We start from the raw sequence: 21,213 nt of genomic DNA, 5'->3' as shown, positions 1-21,213 counted from the left end.
CAATAGGCGCACAGGGGGGGGCAGAAATTTTGTGTTCGGGCATAACATGTTGAAGAGGTGCATGTATGCCGACCAAAAAGAAACCGGCCCGTGAGGCCCCGCGTGACCTTCCATCCATTCCAAAAGAGCTGATCGACCAGTTCGTCAGCGGCCCGATGAATGCCGAAGCCATTCAGGATGCCTCGATGGCGTTCAAAAAAGCGCTTATCGAGCGGGCCCTTGGCGCCGAGTTGGGTCACCATCTTGGCTACCCTCAGGGCGCGGAGCGCCCTGAGGAATCGAGTAACCAGCGCAACGGTAAGAGCGGCAAAACGGTGCTGACCAATGAGGGCCCAACGTGGGAGCGTCGATCGATTGATCTCTCCTCCGAGCAAGGCCGGCCCCGATATCTGAAACAAGACATCGGGGCCATCTCCCTAAGACTGTTGCTCGTTCCAGGCCGTGCCCTGCACAAGTTCGCCTTTGAAGGTGCCAGTGGCCTTGGCCACGCCTTCATAGGTATCACTGGGCTTGTTGCCAGGAAGCGTGGGGAAGGGGAAGTCTTGTGCATCCACCAGGCTGACAATATGGAGCACGGCATCGAATGATGGAATCTCGACCTTGAACTCCATGAAGAACACCACGCCGGTCGGACCGGTCCAGGTCCTTCCGGTCGGCGTCATCGTGCAATCCGTCTGGAAGTAGGTGGTCCCATCGGGGAGCTCGATCGTTGCTTTGCTCGGCACCGGCACATCGAGCTTGGGCGCAGGAGCCCCCTTGCTGAATGTCGTGTAGTGCGAGATGTGCACGCCGTTATCCAACTGCATTGTCTGCAGGAACCACAAGACCGGGTTGGCAGCGTCTCCGAAGTTGCCATACTCGTGATCCATCCATGTAAGCCCCTCCACTGCAAACACATCGTCGCCGACGGTCAGTGTCCCCTCCGTGTGTATCCGCGTCAGCGAGTAGTAATAGTTGTTCTGCTTCAGGCCACCCGGTTTTTCCGGATAGTTCAGCACACCATGGCCCCATACAAACAGCGGCCGTCCTTCCTGTGACATCCTCAACGAAAACTTCACGACCGTCTTGGTGTCCGTGTCCACTATCACGGCCTCTACCTGCATGTTTTTTGTCGGGTCAGCCTGTGGCGCTTTCATCGTCACATACGACACGCCGTCGAGGGCCGCTTGTTTCACCCACCAGTCCTTGCTCGGGTCGCTTTCCGCCCAATCTTTGATACCTGGAATCAAGGCGGTCAGTTGATAGTGCTTCTGGTTCTCGACATCCGTCAGCATCACCTGGAAGAAGCCTAGCGGATAGAACGCCGCCGTATTGATCTCAAAACCGAAGACACGCCCGCCCGCCTTGAGCGTGCCGGTATGCCACCACCACTCGGTGGGCGCGCCGACGTGCAGGTACTGGTCCTTGGGAAGGTGGAGGACCACTTCGGACGAGGGAATGGGAACAGGAGCAGAAGCATGCGCAAGCTGTGATGACTTCACGATGTCGCCTCTCTATGTAAACCAGGTTGTGGGTGTTGACCGCACCTGTACCTTCGCACTGCTGTGCGCTTGTGCAGGCGAAAGAAATCTACTGTCAGCGACGGCCGGGGCAATGCTGCTCGGCAAGGGAAGGGCTGTAGAGGGAGGAGGAGGTGTCGCACACTCGAGGTGACACCTGGGCTGGCCATGTCATTCTTCCATGAAAGAGGAGCATCGTGATTGGCCGGTTATCGGGGCTGGGAGCGTCAAACGTCCTGGCCGGTAAGGCTAGCTGACAATTCCGAAGCTGCAATATCAATTTGATGTCATTGGTCGTTCCAGGGCTGGACACCGAAAGGACGTTACCGGCATGACCTCCCAAAGGTAGAGTACTACTCTGACCTGACTTGCTGCACGGACGCCAATCATGCTTTCCTGCCATGTCCGTCGGACCGGTGGCATTACCGCAATGTGCAATCAAACTTCTGAGTACCAGCATGGAGCCTGTTTATGCCGAGTGAAGTGAAGCTAGTCATTTTGATTGCTACACAGGTGGGGCGAGGGAAAGCGCAAGTTGATGCGTTTGAAAAGCTTGCTCCATTGGTCAGAAATGAAGAGGGGTGCCTGCAATACGATCTTCATCGGGTTGCTGGCAATGACGACCAGTTTGTTTTGATTGAGCGATGGACATCGAAATCAGCACTTGAGGCCCATGACGTTACGTCTCATATGATTGCAGCGGCTGCACACAACCCTACTTTCAGAGCGGGCCCCGCAACCGTTTTACACCTTGGGCCAACGATTCCAGTCTAGCTGACTCTGTATGGGGGGCAGCGGAAAGCTCTACGTAACGCCTCGAAACGAAAGGCTCCAACCCATCTAGTTCTCAGACGTTATTCTGGCGACAATCAGCATTGTCCCATTGGTTGTGCATGTCTAAAAACCGTGGAAATGGATACCGCTACCAGATCCTCCGGTCGGAAGCTCGGAAGGCCGCCCAACAGTGGGCTCGAGAAAATCAGAACTTGATCTTCAGAGGGATAGATACGTCGAAGATTAGCTATGAGCCTATTACTCATGCTGCCGTTGAAGCATCAAGTCTCTGGGCTGATGAAGATACCTTGTACCCTTGGCATGAAGTACATGATTGGAAGCAAGACGATACGCGAGGCTTCGACGTATCCCTATGGTTCGATCAAGAACTTTGCGGCTTGTGCTACGCATCTCCCCGAAAGAGCAAGCTGTGCATCAAAATTGTTATTCTCGAAGGGAAGCCTGACCGGACCCACCCTTTGCGGGGCGCTGTCGCGGCCCTGGCTCTGACGGCACTTGAAAACTATGCTGTGATGATCGGTTGCACTTACATCGAGGTGCAAGAACCAGCCGTTGGTGCTGTACGTGTCTATGAAAGCCTCGGCTTTGCATTCGATCCGACCGGCCGCCTTGTTATTGCCGTTGAGCAGTAATACTATTCCGTCAAATCTCAAGACCCGTGAGGTGTCTATGAAAAAGCCTAAGCATGAACCCAAGCCGATGATGGTTGCTCGCTTCCAGGCTGAGGCCCGCGCCGCATTGGCCAAGCGCACTGACAAACGCAGCCGTTTCCTTGACGCTGCCCTTGCTCAGGGTGCCGAATTCGAGCCTGTTGGCCGCCTTGCCGGCTGAAGTAGCTTTGAATCAGCAAAAGCTGCCCTAATCGGCGGCTTTTTTTGTGTCTTGCGATTTACACCCTGACATAGGAACGCCAATGCGTTGGGGATACCACAGATCTCCGAGGGTTGGGCCTTAGTATCTACGTCCTCGACCAAAGGATCATTACGACAACGGCAAGAAGCGCTATCATCGAGCCACTAGCTCAAAAGGGATATTTGGCCAGGTATCCGCCTGCACCTCTTGGGCGCCGATGACAAGGATGGTTGCGCATGGACGAAATCGTTCATCCCCTCACGCCCCACGAAGAAATCCCGCCTAAAGAAGTCAAAATTCTCGCCACACTGGTGGCTAAGCTTAATCTCGCGGACTTCCAGAACGCCGTTCCTGTTATTCGAGAGCTACGTATCTCGAACGAGACTGATGCCCGTTTCATCAATGCGACTTTGACGTTGACCTCGGAACCTGAGGTTTTCAAATCCAAGGTCTGGCGGATCGACGAGATAGCTGCTGAAAGCTTCAGGACCATTCCGGGGCTCGATCTTGTCTTGGACGGCCCGTTGCTGAGTCGCTTGACTGAAGCAGAGCTGTCCACGTTCACCTTCGTACTTGAAGCCGATGACAAAACATTGGAGGGTGGCCGTAAGGAGCTGGCTCGCATTGAACAGGTCGTAGAGCTTCTGCCACGAAATCAGTGGGGCGGGCTACGGCACATTCCTGATATGGCCGCCGCGTTCGTCCAGCCCAATGACCCCGCAGTTGAGCGTTTGTTGAAGCAAGCTGCGGAGCTACTTCGCCTCAGCGATAAGCCATCATCGCTCGATGGTTATGAGGGCGGCTCCAAGCGGGCTTGGCAGCTCACCTCGGCAGTATGGGGGGCCGTGGCGCGCATGAAGCTCGACTACGCTTTGCCACCAGCGAGCTTCGAGCAGTCAGGTCAGAAGGTTCGGAGCCCTAGCCAGATTGCTGATGCAGGATTGGCCACCTGCATGGATTTGACCTTGCTCTTTTGCGCTGCGCTCGAGCAGATTGGTCTCAATCCAGTCATCGTCTTTACTCGCGGTCATGCTTTTGCCGGTTTATGGATGAAGCCTGAGGAGTTCACTACTGCCCTGATAGATGATGTCACGGCAGTTCGCAAGCGTGTGAAGCTCCAAGAACTGGTGCTGTTCGAGACCACGCTCATCACTCAAAGCCCAATTCCGTCTTTCTCGTACGCTGTGGAGAGGGGGGCGAAGCAGATTGCCGAAGATGCTGAGAGCAACTTCGAAATGCTGTTGGATATTCGCCGTGCTCGCCTGCAGCGGATCAAGCCGCTCGCCAGCTCCGAGGCTCAGATCGCCCGTGTTGTGGTGGAAATGGCAGATGATGCACCTCCACTTCTGGTTGAGGATGCGATCGGTTTCCATGACGAAGCTATCGAAGTTCAGGTCGAAGACCTGTCCAGGCTTGACCCTGCTGACCGCCTTGGTCGTTGGCAGCGTAAGCTGCTCGATCTCTCGCTTCGAAACAACCTCCTCAATTTCAAAATGGGCAAGCGAGCGCTGAAGCTCGAATCTCCAGATCCAGGTGCGCTTGAGGACATTCTCGCGAGTGGGCAGTCATTGAAACTGCTGACCAGGCCGGATCTTATGGACGGAGCAGATCCGCGGGAACGTACCCTTTATGAGCAACGTGAGCGTGAGGATGTTCGCCGTCGCCATGCCGAAGACGCGCTCAAGCGCAGAGAGGTCTTCGTCGCACTCTCGTCCAACGAGATGGATGTTCGTCTTACCGAGCTGTATCGGGGCGCTCGCACTGCCTTGCAGGAGGGGGGCTCCAACACTCTGTTCCTGGCTATCGGTTTCCTTAGCTGGACACGTGAGGACAGAGCCGGGCAGAAATACAAGGCGCCGCTAGTCCTGGTTCCTGTCACATTGGAACGTAGAAGCGCGCGATCAGGCTTCACCCTGGTGCTGCACGATGATGAGCCGCGCTTTAACCCGACGCTGATCGAAATGCTGCGCCAGGATTTCGAGCTCGGCCTGGGATCGCTGGAACATGAGCTGCCTCGCGACGACTCCGGATTGGATATTGCGGGTATCTGGAATAAGGTCGGTCACGCCATCAAAGAGATCCCGGGATGGGAGTTGAACGAAGATGTCGTACTGTCGATGTTTTCGTTTGCCAAGTACCTGATGTGGAAGGATCTGGCCGAGAATGCTGAGCACCTGCGCCAGAGTCCTGTAGTCCAGCATCTGTTGGATACCCCACGCGATTCGTTTGTTTCTGATACTCCCTTCCCTGAGGCAGCCTCGCTCGATCGTGATTACAGCCCCACTGATGTGTTCTGCCCACTGCCTTCGGACTCGTCTCAGCTTGCGGCTGTGATGGCTGCTGCCAAGGGTAAGGACTTCGTGCTAATCGGGCCGCCCGGCACTGGCAAAAGCCAGACGATTTCCAACATGATCGCTCAGTCGATTGCGCAAGGGCGCCGAGTGCTGTTCGTGTCCGAGAAGATCGCAGCCCTGGATGTGGTGTACCGGCGTTTGCGTGAAATTGGTCTAGGTGAGTTCTGTTTGGAACTCCACTCCAGCAAAGCGCGAAAAGCTGATGTCCTCGCCCAATTGCAGTCGGCGTGGGAAGCCAAAGGGCAAGTGGACTCTGCTGTGTGGGAGGTGGAGGCACAGCGGCTCGCTTCGCTGCGTGATAGTTTGAATATCTATGTCGAACGACTTCACTGTAGATATCGAAATGGGTACAGCATTTACGACGCGATCGGTACGGTGACATCAGGTGTTGATGAGACTGTGGCGGCCGTTGTCTGGCCATCCCCTGACATGCATGACCAGAAGGCCATGCTTGGGCTTCGTGAGTTAGGTGACCGCCTTGAGGTGAACGCTCAAGCGGTGGGTTATGGCCAACTCGCCGGCACTGCCTTGTCCGCGGTTGGCCAGTCAGAATGGTCGACTCATTGGCAGCAGCAGTTTACCCAGGCCGCGCGTGATGTACTGCCTGCAGTGCTGGACGTGCAAAGAGCTGCTGATCGCTTCGTAGAGTTATCCGGGCTACCTTCGGCGGATTACACTCCCGCGACGCTTGAAGGCTTGGTTAGCCTTTCGCAGACACTTCCGGCGGCTGCCGGACACGACTGGCGTTTCGCACTGCGGATTGATGCTCGCACAATTACTCAGCGCCTGGTCGATGGCTGTGAGTGGGTAGAGCAGCACCGGGGTATCAACTCGAGGCTTTCTGCCCTGTGGACTTCTCGTGTTGTTGCCGACGCCAAACAGGGCATCGATCTTTTGCAGCAACGCCGTGGCATATACGCTGAGCTTTGCCCAGCTTGGCCGGAAAGTGTCACTGATGCTCTGGGCGAGGCAGCGACACTGCTAGGCCAGATAGATGATCTGAAACAGCAGCTCAGTGCGACTTACAGTGATGCAGTTGAAGCGCTGGACGTCGAGCTCCTGCAGCGTGAATGGAAGGAAGCCGAGGAGTCATTCTGGCCAAAATCCTGGTTCGCGAAGCGCCGAATCGTTGGGCTGCTGGCGCCGATGCAGACAACCAAAGGCGAGCCAGACAACGGCCAGGATCTGGCTACCTGGGTTGAAATTCGGTCTGTGCGCCGAGCTATTGATGAACTTGAGCCCGGTCATGAATGTGTTGCCGTTTGGCAAGGCGCCAAGTCAGAAGCGGCGCAACTCGCGACAGCGATCAAGCTGCAAGAAGCAGTGCGGCTTCAAAAGAGTGGCTATGCCTGGGTCGATGATGGCTTCTTGTCAGTCGAGCAGGGCCAACTGGGCGATGAGTTGAAGGAAGAGCTTCGACGACTGCGTACCTTGGTCCGCCTTGATGCTGAGATGGAACATCTGGGTGGCCTTGGCTTAGGCACCAACTCGCTGTGGAGAGGTTTAAGCACTGATATCGATGTTCTTGTTGCAGCGCTGCGCTTCCAGGCAGAGCGTCGTGATATCGAGGAGCGCGGTCGACTTGTTGATGACCATCCTTATGTAGAAGAGGGGCGTTGTGGCGAGTCGTTGAAAGATGATTTTGAGCTGCTCAAGCAGAGAACGGCAGTCGAGCGGGATTTGGCTGATCTGGCTGATTTGCGAGAGCTAGTCCCGGTCTGGAGCGATTTGAAGACCAAACTTGAAGTCGCACGCCAGGCCGTTGCATTCCAGCTCCAGATAGCTACCTCGATAGCCAAGCTTGCGCTTAATCCAGAACAAATAGCGGCCTATAAAGCACCACTACAAACGCTGCTGGGGGATGGGAATGCATTGCTGGAGCCAGAGGGCGCCATAGCGGTTGCCGGTAATGCGCTGTGCGAAAAGCTTGGGTTGCTTCAGGCGCGATCAGCGCAGCTGACCTCGATAGGTCAGTTCACTGACATAGCTATCGATGAAACTGCGCACCTGTCTCTGAATGACCTCAAGAAAAACTGCGAAACTGTGGTCGCGTTCGAGTCACGGCTCAAGGCGTGGTGTTCTTGGCGCAAGGTTCGCGATGAGGCCTATGCGGTAGGCTTGGCTCCGATTGTCCAAGGTATGGAAAGTGGGGCGATCACTTCTGGAAAAGTCCGGCGTGTCCTGGAAGTGAACTACGCTCGCTGGTGGCTGAACCACACCGTGGACAACGAAGAGGTGATTAGGACATTCGTGAGCGTGGAGCATGAGCAACGTATTCGTGATTTTCGCGCGCTTGACGACAAATTCACGGAGTTGACCAAAGACTGGCTTCGGGCTCGCCTATGTGCTGACCTGCCGAGCCAGGAGGGCGTTAGCCGCTCTTCGGAATGGGGCCTTCTGCGCCACGAGATGGGTAAGAAGACCAAACATATTCCACTGCGGGAGCTGATGACACGTGCCCCCGATGCTCTGACAAAGCTGACCCCCTGCCTGCTGATGAGCCCGCTCTCCATTGCTCAGTATCTGCCTCCTGCTTCCACACCATTCGACCTTGTTGTATTTGATGAGGCGTCTCAGATTCCGGTATGGGATGCTATCGGTGCCATGGCGCGAGGGAAGCAGGTAGTGATGGTGGGTGACCCGAAACAGCTCCCGCCGACGTCATTCTTTGACCGCGCCGAATCCACCTCTGATGATGAAGACGTTGAGGCTGATCTCGAGAGCATTCTTGATGAATGCATTAGTGCAAACCTGCCAACGCGAAACCTGAACTGGCACTACCGCAGTCGGCATGAGAGCCTTATCGCATTCTCGAACCAGCGGTATTACCAATCGAAGTTGGTGACCTTTCCATCGCCGTTTACTGCCGACAAGGCAGTACGGCTGTGCCCGGTGGCAGGCGTCTATGACAAGGGCGCATCACGCACCAACCTGATTGAAGCGAGAGCGTTGGTTGCTGATCTCGTCGCCCGTCTTCAGTCGCCTACATTCCGGGAAAGCAGGCGGACTGTGGGGGTAGTCACTTTCAATGGCGAGCAACAAAAACTCATCATGGACATGCTTGATGAGGCCTGCCGGAAAGACCCGTCCCTCGACGCTTACTTCGCTGAGTCCGAACTGGAGCCTGTGTTCGTAAAGAACCTGGAAAGCGTGCAGGGCGATGAGCGAGACATCATCTACTTCTCGACCACCTATGGGAAAGACGCTGCTGGGGTGTTGTCGATGAATTTCGGCCCGATGAATCGTCCCGGCGGTGAGCGCCGACTCAACGTTGCAATCACTCGAGCCCGTCAGGAACTGCTGGTGTTCTCGACTTTGCGTCCAGAGCACATTGATCTGGCTCGGACCCAGGCGATAGGGGTACGCGACCTGAAGCATTTCCTCGAATTCGCGGAGCGTGGGCCACAGGCTTTGGCTGAAGCCAATTTTGGTAGCGTAGGAGGATTCGATAGCCCATTCGAAGAAGCGGTTGCCGCTGCTTTGGCTAAGAAGGGATGGCAGGTTCATACCCAGATCGGTGTTTCATCTTTCCGTGTTGATCTAGGTGTTGTAGACCCTGACGCCCCTGGCCGATTCCTCGCCGGGGTGGAATGTGATGGCGCCACTTATCATCGAAGTGCAACGGCTCGGGATCGTGACAAGCTCCGCGAGTTCGTGCTTCGTGGGCTTGGATGGGAAATAGTCAGAATCTGGTCAACAGACTGGTGGGTTGATGCCGCTGGAACTGCAGAAAAGGTGCATCAGCGTCTGAATGAAATCCTCGCCGAGTCCAGGGCAAAGCAAGCTGTTGTCGATGCCGCACAGGAGGCGGAACGCCTTCGAGTCGATGCTGCAATGGCTGAGGTCATAGCGGTAGTAGATCAGGTAACGGTGCTTGCTACTGCATCTGGTATTACAGAGGCCAATGATTCTGCGGGTGCACTGCCAGAGTTGAAGTACGCCAGAGTAGCTGCTGTTGACCCAGTGGCAGATGTCGTCGCCATGGCCAGGGCCGTTGAACAGCTGATCTACCGAGAGGCGGACCCTAGCCAGGCGGTCGAGATAGTCGATCCAGATCAGTTCTTCGACGCGAGCTACACCGCAACTCTGGAGCAGATGATCGCGCATGTCGTCGCCAAAGAGGGGCCGGTTCTGGACTCCGCGCTCGCAAGACGTATTGCCCGGGCTCATGGTTGGGTGAGAACGGGTTCCCGTATTCGGGATCGCGTTGATCAACTTGCACGCGCACGATTCCGCTCGCATGAAGAGGAGCAGACAGGAGTCTTCTTTTGGCCCAGTCATATCGAGACAAATTCCGCTGTCGTTTTCCGTCGTCCTGGTGAAGATGACTCGATGAGGGGGCTCGCTGAGATCTGCATGCCGGAGCTGGAAGCCCTTGTTCAGGAGATGGCAGAGCGGGGTCATGAAGGAGACTCGTTGATATACGCGGTTGCTAAGGAAGCGGGTGTCAGCAAGCTGGCTCACTCGGGGCGTCAGCGAATCGAAAAAGCGATACGTCGAACGGTTGATTGATCGCTATCAGGGGCACTGTACCAGTGCCCCTTTTTTGCAGATTACACGAGGGGCTCAGACCGGCTGTGCGTATATGTTAAATGTGTAGTAACGCCAAGAAAGGTCGAGTACTACCCCGACCTAGCTGGCTGCACGGACGCCAATTATGTTTTCCTGCCATGTCCGTTGGACCGGTGGCATTACCGCAATGTGCAATCAAACTTCTGAGTACCAGCATGGAGCCTGTTTATGTCGAGTGAAGTGAAGCTGGTCATTTTGATTGCTATGCAGGTGGGACGATGGCAAGCGCAAGTTGATGCGTTTGAAAAGCTTGCTCCACTGGTCAGAAATTAAGAGGGGTGCCAGCAATACGATCTTCATCGGATTGCTGGCAATGACGATCAGTTTTTTTGATTGAGCGATGGGCATCGAAATCAGCGCTTGAGGCCCATGAGGCTACGACTCATATGATTGCAGCGGCTGCACACAACCCTACTTTCAGAGCGGGCCCCGCAACCGTTTTACAACTTGGCCCAACGACTCCAATCTAGCTGTACAGTCCCGGAATGAGGGGGTATTTGATATGTTCAGGATCGAGTCTACAAACTGGTTGTGATGGTTGTGGTTCGGTGAACAGCGCATAAGAACCTGACGCTGCATGGCGTGCCGCTCAACGAAATGATCAAGCGTTATCTTATTGTAGTCATTTTTGACACATTTTTTCATCTTCGCCGATGTCGATTTGTGCCTATGGAGAGCAACTCCGATAAGACTCTTCTGAACGGCTGAACAGTCCTTTCGCCCACTCGAAAAGTTTCATGTTCGGATGCTTGAGGTGTTTCAGTGCATCAGCGAATATCCCTCGGCTAAGCTATACCGATATAGAGAGTCCTCAGACTCAACAGCCCAAGCCCGGACTGACGCCATGTGCCGGAGCACGATCTCAAACCCGCTCAAGAGGTTTCGCGTCTATGCAAGACAGCCCTATCACCGTCAGACCGCTGTCGGAGATTGATGCGCAACCGTATAGAGAAATCCGCCTTCGTGCGGTTGCTGATTCCCCCTCCACCATGTGGCCAACGATTGAGGAGGAGCTGGCGTGGCCAGTGGAGCAAACTGCGGCGCTGCTTCATGCCACCGTGCATCAGATTGTGTTCGGGGCCTTTGCAGGAGAAGACCTGGTGGGGGTTACCAGTCTGCACCGTGAGCCTGTCCGGCAGGCCGAGCATACGGGGATGGTATGGGGCGTCTTTGTTGATGCGGCCTACCGCCGACAGGGAACGGCCCGACGACTCTTCGAAGCCGTATGCGCGCAGGCCAAGGCGACTGGTGTCATTCAGCTCCATCTGTGTGTCAATACCGAGAACGTCGCTGCGAACCGCTTCTATCGGTCGCTCGGATTCGAGTCCTTTGGCATCAAGCCGCGGGTGCTGTGGGTAGGTGGGCGCTTTTATGATGAAGAGCTAATGGTGCTAAATCTGGACACCTGACCGGATGCCGGGTGTCAGCTCCCAGGTGCACCCCATCGCGTAGTCTATGCTGCAGGGCATTCCCAAACCCGCACCTGCTAAACCAAGAGTACCTGCCCATGCCCCGAGATCTCCTGGTTCTGATCGAGTTGGCACCTGAGGGCCTTGCCCACCTCGAAGCTTCCGGCTTCAAGGCCCATGTGGCGTTGTCGGCTGAAGCGAAGGCCCACACGTTCAAGACCCTGGGCCCTCAGCTTCAAGCGGTTCTGACAAACGGGTCTACGGGACTCTCGGCCGACGAAATAGCCTTCCTGCCTCAACTCAAGATCATCTGCGCCCAGGGCGCGGGCTACGAAAAGGTCGATCTGGTTGCGGCGCGCGCACGCGACATCGTCGTGACCCATGGTCCCGGTACCAACGACGCCTCGGTCGCTGACCATGCAATCGCACTGTTGATGGCCATTGTCAGAGGTATTCCGCAAGCCGACACCGCTGTCCGTCACGGTCAATGGGCTCAATCCAGGCAGCCACGTCCGATGCTCTCGAAAAAGAACCTGGGGATTCTGGGGCTGGGGAATATTGGACAGCAGATTGCCCGGCGCGGTGCCGGTGGGTTCGAGATGTCGGTGGGATACCACAGTCGTCATCCACGAGAAGCATCGCCATTCACTTATTTTGATACGCCAGTGGCCTTGGCAAGTTGGGCCGATTTCCTGATCGTCGCCACGCCCGGTGGTGCGGCGACATTTCACCTGGTCGATGCGACAGTACTGAAAGCCCTTGGTCCCAACGGCTATCTGGTCAATATCGCCCGAGGCAGCGTTGTCGATACCGCTGCACTTGTCTCGGCACTGACAAACAGGGAAATCGCCGGGGCGGCACTGGATGTCGTGGAGGGCGAGCCCGATGTGCCAGCGGAGTTCGCCAATCTGAACAACCTGATCCTGACGCCGCATATCGCCGGGCGATCACCAGAGGCGGTCACCGCCACGCTGCAACTGGTCATTGAAAACCTGAAGGTGTACTTCTCGGGAAGCCCCGTCCTGACCCCAGTGCCATTGGCTTAGTAACGATTTCATGGCTGTACCGCTAGCCGCCCCAGCCCTTCAAAGCTTGAACTGCGCGACCAGAACATTGAAGGCGATGGCCAGGCGTGACAGGTCCTGGCTGGAGGCGCTGGTCTGGTTGGCGCCAGCCGCGGTCTGGGTCGAAAGGTCCTGGATGTTCAGCAGGTTACGGTCCACCTCACGGGCTACCTGGGCCTGTTCTTCGGACGCCGAAGCGATCACCAGGTTGCGCGCGTTGATACTGACGACCCTGTCGCTGATCTTCTCCAGTGCCGCCCCGGCGCTCTGGGCCAGTTCCTGGGTGCTGGTGGCCAGTGACAGGCTCTTGCCCATGGCCGTGACGGCCCCATTGGCACCCGATTGCACGCTGCTGATCATGCCTTCGATTTCTATGGTTGAGGTTTGGGTGCGGTGGGCGAGTGCTCGTACTTCATCGGCCACCACCGCAAACCCGCGTCCCTGTTCGCCAGCACGGGCGGCTTCGATGGCGGCATTGAGCGCCAGCAGGTTGGTCTGTTCGGCGATGCTGCGGATAACGTCCAGTACTTTGCTGACGCCCTGAATGTTCCCGGCCAGTTCGATCACCGTCTCGGTCGACTCGGTGATCTCTTCCACCATGGTGCTGATGCCTGTGAGCGTATGGTTGACCTGGCTGCGGCCATGAGCGGCGTCGTCGGTTGCGGCTTTGGAGGCCTCGGACGTCGACACGGCATTGCGCGCTACCTCCTCGACGGCCGCCGTCATCTGGTTGATGGCAGTGGCTGCTTGCTGGATTTCGTCATTCTGCCGTGTCAGGCCATGGGTACTTTCCTGTGTCACTGCGCTCAGCTCTTCGGCTGCCGAGGCCAACTGGTCCGAGGCACTGGCGATCTGCTGAAGGGTTTGCCTCAAGCCGTTTTGCATCTCCGCCAGGGCATTGAGCAATTGCCCCGCTTCATCGCCGCGGGTAGTGGAAATACTCTGGGTCAGGTCGCCACGGGCAATGCGCTGTGCATGCTCGACCGCTACCGCCAGTGGGCGAGTAATCATGCGGGTAATCAAGATGCCAAGCGTGGCGGCCACCAGAAAGGCGATCACAATCCCCGCCAGCAACATCAGTGTGGAGCTTGCTTTGAGCGCCTGGGCACCCTCGGCTCCTTCCTTGATCTGCCGATTGTTCGAATCGATCATGATTCGCAGGTCATCGCGAGAGATGTTGAACACCTCAAGTGACAGCGCGTTCAAGCGAATGCGTGCCTGGACAAGATCGTTGGCATCCATCAGCTCAATGACCTTCTGCGCACCTGCCACATAACTGGGCCACCGCGCTGCGTACTTGTCTCCCGCCGCCCGCTCATCAGCCTCCAGCGGCGTGGCCCGGTAGGTCGTGAAAGCCTTTTCCGCCCGCGCCAGATAGGTTGCCAGGGACTGGCGAATACGTGTCTTGTCCGCTTCGGACACGCCGCCGTCCTGAGCATCGAGCAAGCGGTAGAGTTCGCGGTTGTGAGCGATCAGGCTGGACAGCGTCTCGTTGACGTTGCCCACCGAAACCAGGCTGTTGGAGAAGGTCAACGACAGCGCATTGGCCAAACGGTTGATCCCCGCCATGCCTAACCCACCGACGGCGAGGGTGATCAGGGCACAGATAGCGAATGAGGACAAAAGCTTGGTCGAGAATTTGGATTGATTCAGGATGTTCAAGTGGCAAACTCGGTGAATTAGAGGTGATTTCTCGGTGCTTAAACGATTCTTCACGGCCTAATCCGAGTGATATCAAAATAACATCAATCTTTCGTTGACGCTTGCCGATCTTGACACGGACAGGTCGCTTCGAGGGCTGTTCCCTGTCACTTTTTGAGGCCGGGGGCACGGCACGCTGCGCTCTATCCATGGGCCCTGGCGGGCCGCGAGATAATGCTGCAGTTGTCGGTTGCTTGTAGCCTTGATTCAAGACCGGCTGATGGGTGTCCCCGCTTTTCGGGTCAAGGACCCCCTTCAATCCATCTCCAGCAGTAGCCGTCGCGCGAGTAGCTGCGCCTCTTCTCGCGTCGCCGTGGTTTCAAGGGCAACGCCAAACACTTTGGCCAGATCCTGCGCACGTGCCTGTGCCTGTTCGCGCTCCCGGGCATCGTATTCGATGCTGATCAGCGCCCGGCAGACACTACCCAATCGCTGCCGGTTCGCCTTGAACCATGCCATCCTGCGTTTGCGATCCTCATGGCTTTCTGCTTCAGGCCGGCCCTCTGGAAAAATGATCACAAAGGGCTGCGGCTGCGCTACCAGCGCATCCAGTTCCCGTTCCCACTGCTCGGCATAACCGGGAACGATGGCCTCATTGCAGGCAATAACGAGGGGGAATGCCTGAATGTCGTAGACAGTGAAACGTTGCGGATCAAGGATCATGGGTGTTCTCCAGGGATGGGTATTGAGGGGGCGCAGGCGATCACGGCTCATGCCTTGGCCCTCGGGACGAACGGTGGCTTGGCGAACCACACCAGGGCGATGGCCACCAGGAACGCCGCGCCCAGGACCAGCGCGACATCATTGAAGGCGATCTGTGTCGCCTGGACATCGACCATACGGTTCAGCAACTCATGACCGAGCGCCGGATTGCCATGCCCCAGCGCCGAGACCGCTTGCCGGGTCGCGGTGTCGTAGGCACTCAGCGACTCACCCAGCCGAGCGTGGTGCTCCGTGGTGCGCCGGTCCCACAGCAGCGAGGTGATGGAGACCGACAAGCTCGCGCCCAGGGTGCGCAGGAAGGTCGACAAGCCGGATCCGGCGGCAATCTCTTCCGGCTTCAGGTCGGACAGCAGAATGACGTTGATCGGCATGATGAACAGCGCCAGGCCGAGGCCCTGCAACAGTTGGATCAGGGCGATGGTCTGGAAGTCGATCTCGACCACGAAGCCCGCGCGCAGGAACGATGCGCTCGCCAGCAAGACGAAGGCGCCACACACCAGCAGGCGCATATTGAAGCGCGCCGCATACTTGCCCATGAATGGGGTCAGCAGCACCGGCATGATACCCATCGGCGCCACGGCCAGGCCGGCCCAGATGGGCGTGTATCCCAGGGTGCGTTGCAGCCACAGCGGCATGATCACGTTGACCGCATAAAAGGCCGAATAGGCGAACACCAGAGCCAGTGCACCGGCCGCAAAGTTACGATGGCGCAGTAGCCGCAGATTGACGATGGGCTCGCGCTCGGTCAGTTCCCAGATCAGGAAAAAGACCAGTCCGATCACCGCGACGATGGACAGCGCGACGATCAGCGGTGAGTTGAACCAGTCCGCGTCATTGCCCCTGTCCAGGACGATCTGCAACGCGCCCACGCCGGCGATCAGCGCCACCAACCCAATCACATCCACTTTGGCCCGCTCCGTGACCTCCGGCCGACCCCGTAATTGGCTGGCCACCAGGCTGCAGGCGAAGAGGCCCACGGGAATGTTGATCAGAAAGGCCCAGCGCCAGGAATAGCTGTCGGTGATCCAGCCCCCCAGCAGCGGCCCGGCAATCGGTGCGACCACGGTGACCATGGCGATCATCGACAAGGCGAAACCGCGCCGCTCGGGTGGATAGATCGACAACATCAGGGCCTGGGTGGTCGGGATCATCGGCCCGGCCACCGCGCCTTGCAGTGCGCGACAGAGGATCAGCAGGCCCATGCTCGGCGCCAGGCCGCACAACAGCGAAGCCAGGGTGAACAGTCCCGTCGACCACAGGAACAAACGCAGTTGCCCGATGCGCCGGACGAGAAAACCGGTCAGCGGCAAGGCAATGGCGTTGCTGACCGCAAAGCTGGTGATGACCCAGGCGCCCTGGCTGCTGCTGACCCCCAGGTTGCCGGCGATGGTGGGCAGCGAGACGTTGGCGATGGTGCCGTCGAGCACCTGCATAAAGACCGCCAGCGCCAGGCCGACGCTGGCCCAGCCGACACTGGCGGGACGAAAGCCCCCGGCCGGAGCGGGGCGGCTCATGAGTGGTCCGGCGCGCGTTCGCCGGCTGTGTGAGAGGTTTTATTGCTATTGGCCTGGATGATGCGCTCGATCAGTGCGTCGGCCTGGGCCAGCTGGTCGCGGTAGACCGTGGTGTCGAGCACCGGCTGGGTCGGCGGTTGTTGCGACAGGAGCGCGCCGCGGGTGTCGTGCAGATCGACGCTGACACTGGTGGACAAGCCGATGCGCAGCGGATGGCTGTCCAGTTGTTCGGGCCGGGTCAGGGCGATACGCACCGGCAGCCGTTGCACGATCTTGATCCAGTTGCCGGTTGCGTTCTGCGCCGGCAGCAAGGCGAAGGCGCTGCCGGTGCCGATCCCAAGGCTTTCTACTCGGCCGTCGTAGCACACGGTGTTGCCATAGACGTCGGCATGGATCTCGACCGCCTGGCCGATGCGCATATCGGTCAACTGCATTTCCGTGAAGTTGGCCTCGATCCACACTTGATGCAGCGGGACCACTGCCATCAGCGGCTCTCCGGGCTGGACCCGCTGACCGAGCTGGGCGCTGCGCTTGGCGACATAACCACTCACCGGCGCCACCACGGTGGCCCGTGCCTGGCCGAGGAACGCCGTGCGCAAGGTGGTGACCGCCGCCTGTACCTCGGGGTGCGACGTCAGCACCGTGTCATCGACCAGTGACTTGCTCGCCTGGTAGCGCTGACGCGCCGCGTGCATTGTGCTCTGTGCCACCAGCAGGCTGTCGTGGGCATGGGCCAGTTCTTCGGCGGGGATCGCCCCCGAGGTCGCCAGCATTTTGCGCCGCTCGTAGTCGGCCCGCGCTTTGTCCACGGTCACACCGAGGGCCGCCCAGTCGGCCTGGGCGCCATCGACGTTGCTGTAGAGGCCACGGACCTTGCGCACGATGCTGGCCAGGTTGGCTTCGGCACTCGCCAGGGCGAGCTGGCCGTCGCTGGGGTCCAGGCGCACCAGCACCGCGCCGGCTTGGACCAAATCGCCGTCATCGGCGCCAATCGACACGACGGTGCCGGGGATCTGCGGGGTAACCTGCACGACATTGCCCTGGGCGTAGGCGTTGTCGGTGGTTGCGTACCAGCGTCCGTACAGGCGGTACCAGCTTCCCCAACTGATGGCTCCCAGCACAACCACCACCACCAACAGGCGCAGCAGCCAGGGTCGTTTGCTTTTGGCTGGCGGGGCGAGGTGCTCTGTAGCCGGTATTGCAGGGGGAATGGGTTGGGTGTTGCTCATGGGAGGGCCTTGGCAAGTTCGACTGACGTGGACATGGGCATGAACCGGGATGGAAGCCTCCATCAACGGCGTTGAAACCATGAAGACAGTGTTGGACGATCTCGCTAAAGGCAGATAACGTTGTTTTATCTAAAAATACTGAATTCGAATCATGTCGGCATCAACCGAAATCTCCATGGCTCCCGCGCTGGACCACAGTGAACGCAGCGACGGCCCCGCGTTGATCGCCTTGAGAGGGGAGGACACCCCGGACAACGAGTTTCGCCTGGGGACTCGCGAATATGACTGGCACCATCACTTGCGCGGCCAGTTGTTCTGCGTCGAGAGTGGTCTGGTCCACGTCCGCACCAGCCATGGTTCCTGGCTGCTGCCGCCCAACCGTGCGGGTTGGATACCCGGCAACGAACCGCACAAGGTCAGCATCAGCGGCGCCATGAGTGGCTGGACGGTGTTGATCGCTGCACAGGCCTGCGTTGAGCTGCCGGATCAGCCTTGTGTCATTGGCATCAGCGAGTTGATGAATGCCCTGGTGCGCCGCGCGGTGTCCTGGTCGGCACAAGAGGTGTTGCATGCCTCACAGGAGCGGATGATTGCGGTGCTCCTGGACGAAATCCGACAGGCGCCGCACGAACCCCTGCATCTGCCCATGCCCAGTGATCGACGCTTGTTGCGCATTGCCCATGGGGTACTGGAGCAACCGCAAGACACCCGCACCCTGCAGGCCTGGGCATCCTGGGCCGGGTTGTCGTCCAGCACCTTGTCACGGCTGTTCCTGGCTGAAACGGGAAACAGCTTCGCCCAATGGCGGCAGCAGGCACGGTTGACCCATGCATTGGAAATGCTCGCCAACGGTGTTTCCGTGGCTGAGGTGGCCGACGCGCTGGGGTACGCCACCCCCAGCAACTTCATTGCGATGTTCCGCCGCTGTTTCGGTGATTCGCCGGCCCACTATTTTTCGAAAAGATTGCGCTGATGTGGGGGCAGAAGATTGCAGGGGGGCGTCTGTTGTTATGGGTTATTAATATTCAGCGCGCCATACGCCACAATAGCGGCATCTCCGCCAGTGTCGGAGGTTTGATTATAATTTCCGGCTTTGAAGTATAAGTTCACACCGTCCCATCCTGACTTCGGGAAGCTGAGCGTTTGGCTCGATGTTTTCCCCTCGGCTGAAACATTAATCAACAAGGTCATTTCGTTAGCGGACCCTTTGGCTTCTATCGTGTAATTTATTTTGTCGTTGAGGGCGATGCCTGATAGCAAGGTTGATCGGCTTTCTTTATCGCCATAGTTTGTTTTGGTTCCCGCGATAATGGCGCCGTCTTTCCAGCGAAGTTTGAGCAGCTCGGAGCCGCCGGGTTTGTCTCCATGAATCTGGGCAAAGATAATCGACTTGCTTTGCGGGTTCTGCACAATATAGACCTCACCGGACTGGCTGGCACTCAACGGCCCGCCGACGGTGAAGGTTCTCTTGCCCCTCAGCTCAACGCGTGGGTAATCGCTATGGGCGGTTGCCTTGAGCCCTGAGGGCGTGTTGAAGATGATGGCGCCTTCAGGTACACCGGTGTGGCAATTGTTTGCGTTATAGCAGTTTGTGTAGAAGTAGGCGTTTTGCAAGTTGTCAGTGATCGGGACTTCCTCTGGCATATTGGCACTATTGAAGTCCTGGAGAAGGTACGCGCTGATCAGAAGGGGGAAGTTGTGGCCCGGTGCCTGGTTGGCGTCGAGTGAAAACGCATAGGTGCTACTGAATGTCATGGCGATGGCCGCGATGGAGTTGATGATAAATTTGCTGTTGATCAGTTTGCCGGGACTCACAATCATCTCCTGTTGCCTCAGGTGTCAGATCCCTTTAAAGGAACGGGACTTTAGTGTTCTACGATAGCCTGTCCGATGGTGGCCACCAAATGAAACTTGAGTAATCAGCGTTTCTGGTCCGCAGGCTATTCGTTGATGAATGGGCCGGGCTTTGGTGTTTTGCCGACGGTTGTCAAGGGCGCGCGCCGAGGGGGTGTAGGGCTCTTGCGGTCCATGGGCACAGAGCCGGGCAATAGCGCGCTTCAACTGGAGTGTTCATGGCCGTTCAGTTGTTCGGTGAGCGGAAGTTATTCGTTTCAGCTCGCCAGCCCATGAGCCGGATTTTCCTCCAGGGGCAGGAAGATCGGCTAGCGTGTTTGCAAGATATTCTCAACAATATAATGACGTCAACATATTGCCGATGCCACCCATCATTCGCGAAAGTACCTACAGATAGGCGTGATCTGGTTGCTGGCGAGCATACTGAAGAGTATGTAACTGGATATTGGGCTGGTGGGTGAGGGCAGACGGCCCCATGTTCCACGCCAAGTTATTATTGGCATAATATTGTCTGACGGTCTTCCGAGCTGGCCAACCGGTCTTTGCATGAGGGGGACGCAATCGTTTGCGAGTGGCCGATCACTCTTGCAGTGCAACTTCATAATGAGCTTTTTGGTGCGAGCCGTTCTTAGGCGCACACCTTGGCAATCTGTTCGCGCAGCCAGGTATTGGCGCTGTTCTGGCCGGCTTTCCTATCCCACAGCATGTCCATGGTGAAGCTGGGCAAGCCCGCGGGTGGCTTGCAGAAGGCGAATTTGCTCTCGTCGCAGATCAACATCTGGATACGGCGCGGCAGGGTCAGGACCAGGTCGGTGCCGGTGATCATTTCAAGTGCCGCGACATAACTGTTGGTGCGCGCCACAATCTGCCGGGTATAACCCTGTTTACCGAGCCAGCCATCCACCATATTGGTATCGGACATCCACGGCGTGGGAAATATATGTTGGCGGGCGACAAAAGTTTCCAGGCTGAACTTGTTTTCCACGGGCACAAAGTGTTTGTCGACCACGCACACCAGATCGTCGTCCATGAGTATTTTTGATTTGAAGTTTTTCGCGTCGCGATGAAAATTCGGGCCGGAACAAATCACCAGATCAATGCGGCCATCGGCCAACTTTTCAACTGGAATATCCTTGTGGAATTTATGCGTATTCAAGATGACCGGGAAACTGCTTTTGATAAAAATCTTCAGCAGGCTGGGGAGGATCAGTAGCTCGAAATACTCCGGTGCGCAGATATTAAAAGTGATCTCTTTTTTGGCCGGATCGAATGTTTTTACTTCGGAGTGACAGAGGTTGATGCTCTTGATGATGTTGGCCACATGGCTGTACATGCTGGTGGCCTTGCTGGTCGGCCACATGGCGTTGCGGGTGTGGATGAACAGCTCGTCCTCGAAGCTGGTACGCAGCTTTTTCAGGCAGTAGCTCACGGTGGACTGGCTGACGCAGAGGGTTTCGGAGACCTCGGTGACGCTGCTCTGCTCATATATGGCGACAAAAACCATGAGGTCCTGCATGTCCAGCTTTCGCAGCAAATTGCTATTGAGCATGAAGTCCGTCTCGATAAAGATCCAAGGATATTACTTTTTGTTTGAACGCTGGCCAATTGGCATATTTGTATATTAGCGGATGCATTTTAGTTTTTAAA

At 57.2% G+C, this 21,213-nt stretch carries 13 protein-coding genes and 3 pseudogenes; 8 read left to right on the top strand and 8 right to left on the bottom strand.

Translation table 11 applies throughout. The features are described from left to right. Positions 1 to 65: 65 nt before the first annotated feature. Positions 66 to 335 (top strand): annotated as a pseudogene (locus tag HX866_RS13300) (transposase); the annotation flags it as partial. 81 nt (positions 336 to 416) lie between these two features. On the opposite strand, the gene HX866_RS13295 reads toward HX866_RS13300, so the two are convergent. Next, positions 417 to 1,481 carry a lipocalin-like domain-containing protein gene (locus tag HX866_RS13295; protein WP_177104855.1) on the bottom strand — a complete coding sequence of 355 codons (1,065 nt, stop codon included), beginning with the start codon at positions 1,479 to 1,481 and terminating at the stop codon, positions 417 to 419. 489 nt (positions 1,482 to 1,970) lie between these two features. On the opposite strand from HX866_RS13295, the gene HX866_RS13290 reads away from it, so the two are divergent. The 6 genes from HX866_RS13290 (at position 1,971) to HX866_RS13260 (ending at position 12,527) form a co-directional block, all read left to right on the top strand. Further along, on the top strand, positions 1,971 to 2,273 hold the full coding sequence (locus HX866_RS13290) for a putative quinol monooxygenase (protein ID WP_177125178.1): 303 nt from the start codon (positions 1,971 to 1,973) through the stop codon (positions 2,271 to 2,273). A 119-nt stretch (positions 2,274 to 2,392) separates the two neighbouring features. Continuing rightward, complete coding sequence (locus tag HX866_RS13285) at positions 2,393 to 2,926, top strand: N-acetyltransferase (RefSeq protein WP_177104857.1); 534 nt, start codon at positions 2,393 to 2,395, stop codon at positions 2,924 to 2,926. 37 nt (positions 2,927 to 2,963) lie between these two features. Then, positions 2,964 to 3,125, top strand: coding sequence for a hypothetical protein (locus HX866_RS13280; RefSeq protein WP_177125179.1), 162 nt, complete (start codon positions 2,964 to 2,966; stop codon positions 3,123 to 3,125). Between the two features lie 257 nt (positions 3,126 to 3,382). Continuing rightward, complete coding sequence (locus HX866_RS13275; protein WP_177139964.1) at positions 3,383 to 10,012, top strand: DUF3320 domain-containing protein; 6,630 nt, start codon at positions 3,383 to 3,385, stop codon at positions 10,010 to 10,012. 950 nt (positions 10,013 to 10,962) lie between these two features. Beyond that, positions 10,963 to 11,481, top strand: a complete 519-nt coding sequence (locus HX866_RS13265; protein WP_177139963.1) for a GNAT family N-acetyltransferase — start codon at positions 10,963 to 10,965, stop codon at positions 11,479 to 11,481. A 98-nt stretch (positions 11,482 to 11,579) separates the two neighbouring features. Next, a complete protein-coding gene (locus tag HX866_RS13260; protein ID WP_177125181.1) occupies positions 11,580 to 12,527 on the top strand; it encodes a 2-hydroxyacid dehydrogenase in 948 nt (315 codons plus the stop codon). A gap of 39 nt (positions 12,528 to 12,566) precedes the next feature. Here the strand turns inward: HX866_RS13260 and HX866_RS35055 are convergent. From HX866_RS35055 to HX866_RS13240, 5 genes and pseudogenes are all read right to left on the bottom strand, one after another. Further along, positions 12,567 to 13,163: pseudogene (locus tag HX866_RS35055) on the bottom strand (methyl-accepting chemotaxis protein); the annotation flags it as partial. Between the two features lie 258 nt (positions 13,164 to 13,421). Continuing rightward, positions 13,422 to 14,261 (bottom strand): annotated as a pseudogene (locus HX866_RS35050) (MCP four helix bundle domain-containing protein); the annotation flags it as partial. Positions 14,262 to 14,501: 240 nt separating this feature from the next. Further along, the gene (locus HX866_RS13250; protein WP_177092220.1) at positions 14,502 to 14,909 is read right to left on the bottom strand and encodes a hypothetical protein; all 408 of its coding nucleotides are present in this window, start codon (positions 14,907 to 14,909) and stop codon (positions 14,502 to 14,504) included. A 47-nt stretch (positions 14,910 to 14,956) separates the two neighbouring features. Beyond that, the gene (locus HX866_RS13245) at positions 14,957 to 16,483 is read right to left on the bottom strand and encodes a DHA2 family efflux MFS transporter permease subunit (protein WP_177139962.1); all 1,527 of its coding nucleotides are present in this window, start codon (positions 16,481 to 16,483) and stop codon (positions 14,957 to 14,959) included. Continuing rightward, positions 16,480 to 17,712 carry an efflux RND transporter periplasmic adaptor subunit gene (locus HX866_RS13240; RefSeq protein ID WP_177139961.1) on the bottom strand — a complete coding sequence of 411 codons (1,233 nt, stop codon included), beginning with the start codon at positions 17,710 to 17,712 and terminating at the stop codon, positions 16,480 to 16,482. Before HX866_RS13240 ends, HX866_RS13245 begins: the two co-directional genes overlap by 4 nt. A 151-nt stretch (positions 17,713 to 17,863) precedes the next feature. Here HX866_RS13240 and HX866_RS13235 point away from each other — a divergent pair, with 151 nt between their 5' ends. After that, the gene (locus HX866_RS13235) at positions 17,864 to 18,685 is read left to right on the top strand and encodes an AraC family transcriptional regulator (protein WP_177139960.1); all 822 of its coding nucleotides are present in this window, start codon (positions 17,864 to 17,866) and stop codon (positions 18,683 to 18,685) included. 35 nt (positions 18,686 to 18,720) lie between these two features. Here the strand turns inward: HX866_RS13235 and HX866_RS13230 are convergent, their stop codons facing one another. Together HX866_RS13230 and HX866_RS13225 are read right to left on the bottom strand one after the other, a co-directional pair. Then, positions 18,721 to 19,527: a polysaccharide lyase family 7 protein gene (locus HX866_RS13230; protein ID WP_177139959.1), complete on the bottom strand. Its 807-nt coding sequence runs from the start codon at positions 19,525 to 19,527 to the stop codon at positions 18,721 to 18,723. Between the two features lie 667 nt (positions 19,528 to 20,194). After that, on the bottom strand, positions 20,195 to 21,115 hold the full coding sequence (locus tag HX866_RS13225) for a LysR family transcriptional regulator (protein WP_177092215.1): 921 nt from the start codon (positions 21,113 to 21,115) through the stop codon (positions 20,195 to 20,197). Positions 21,116 to 21,213 lie beyond the last annotated feature (98 nt).

Origin of the sequence: Pseudomonas gingeri (assembly GCF_013386165.1) — a bacterium.
Taxonomy (GTDB): domain Bacteria; phylum Pseudomonadota; class Gammaproteobacteria; order Pseudomonadales; family Pseudomonadaceae; genus Aquipseudomonas; species Aquipseudomonas gingeri_C.
This window is presented reverse-complemented; position numbering and strand designations above follow the sequence as displayed.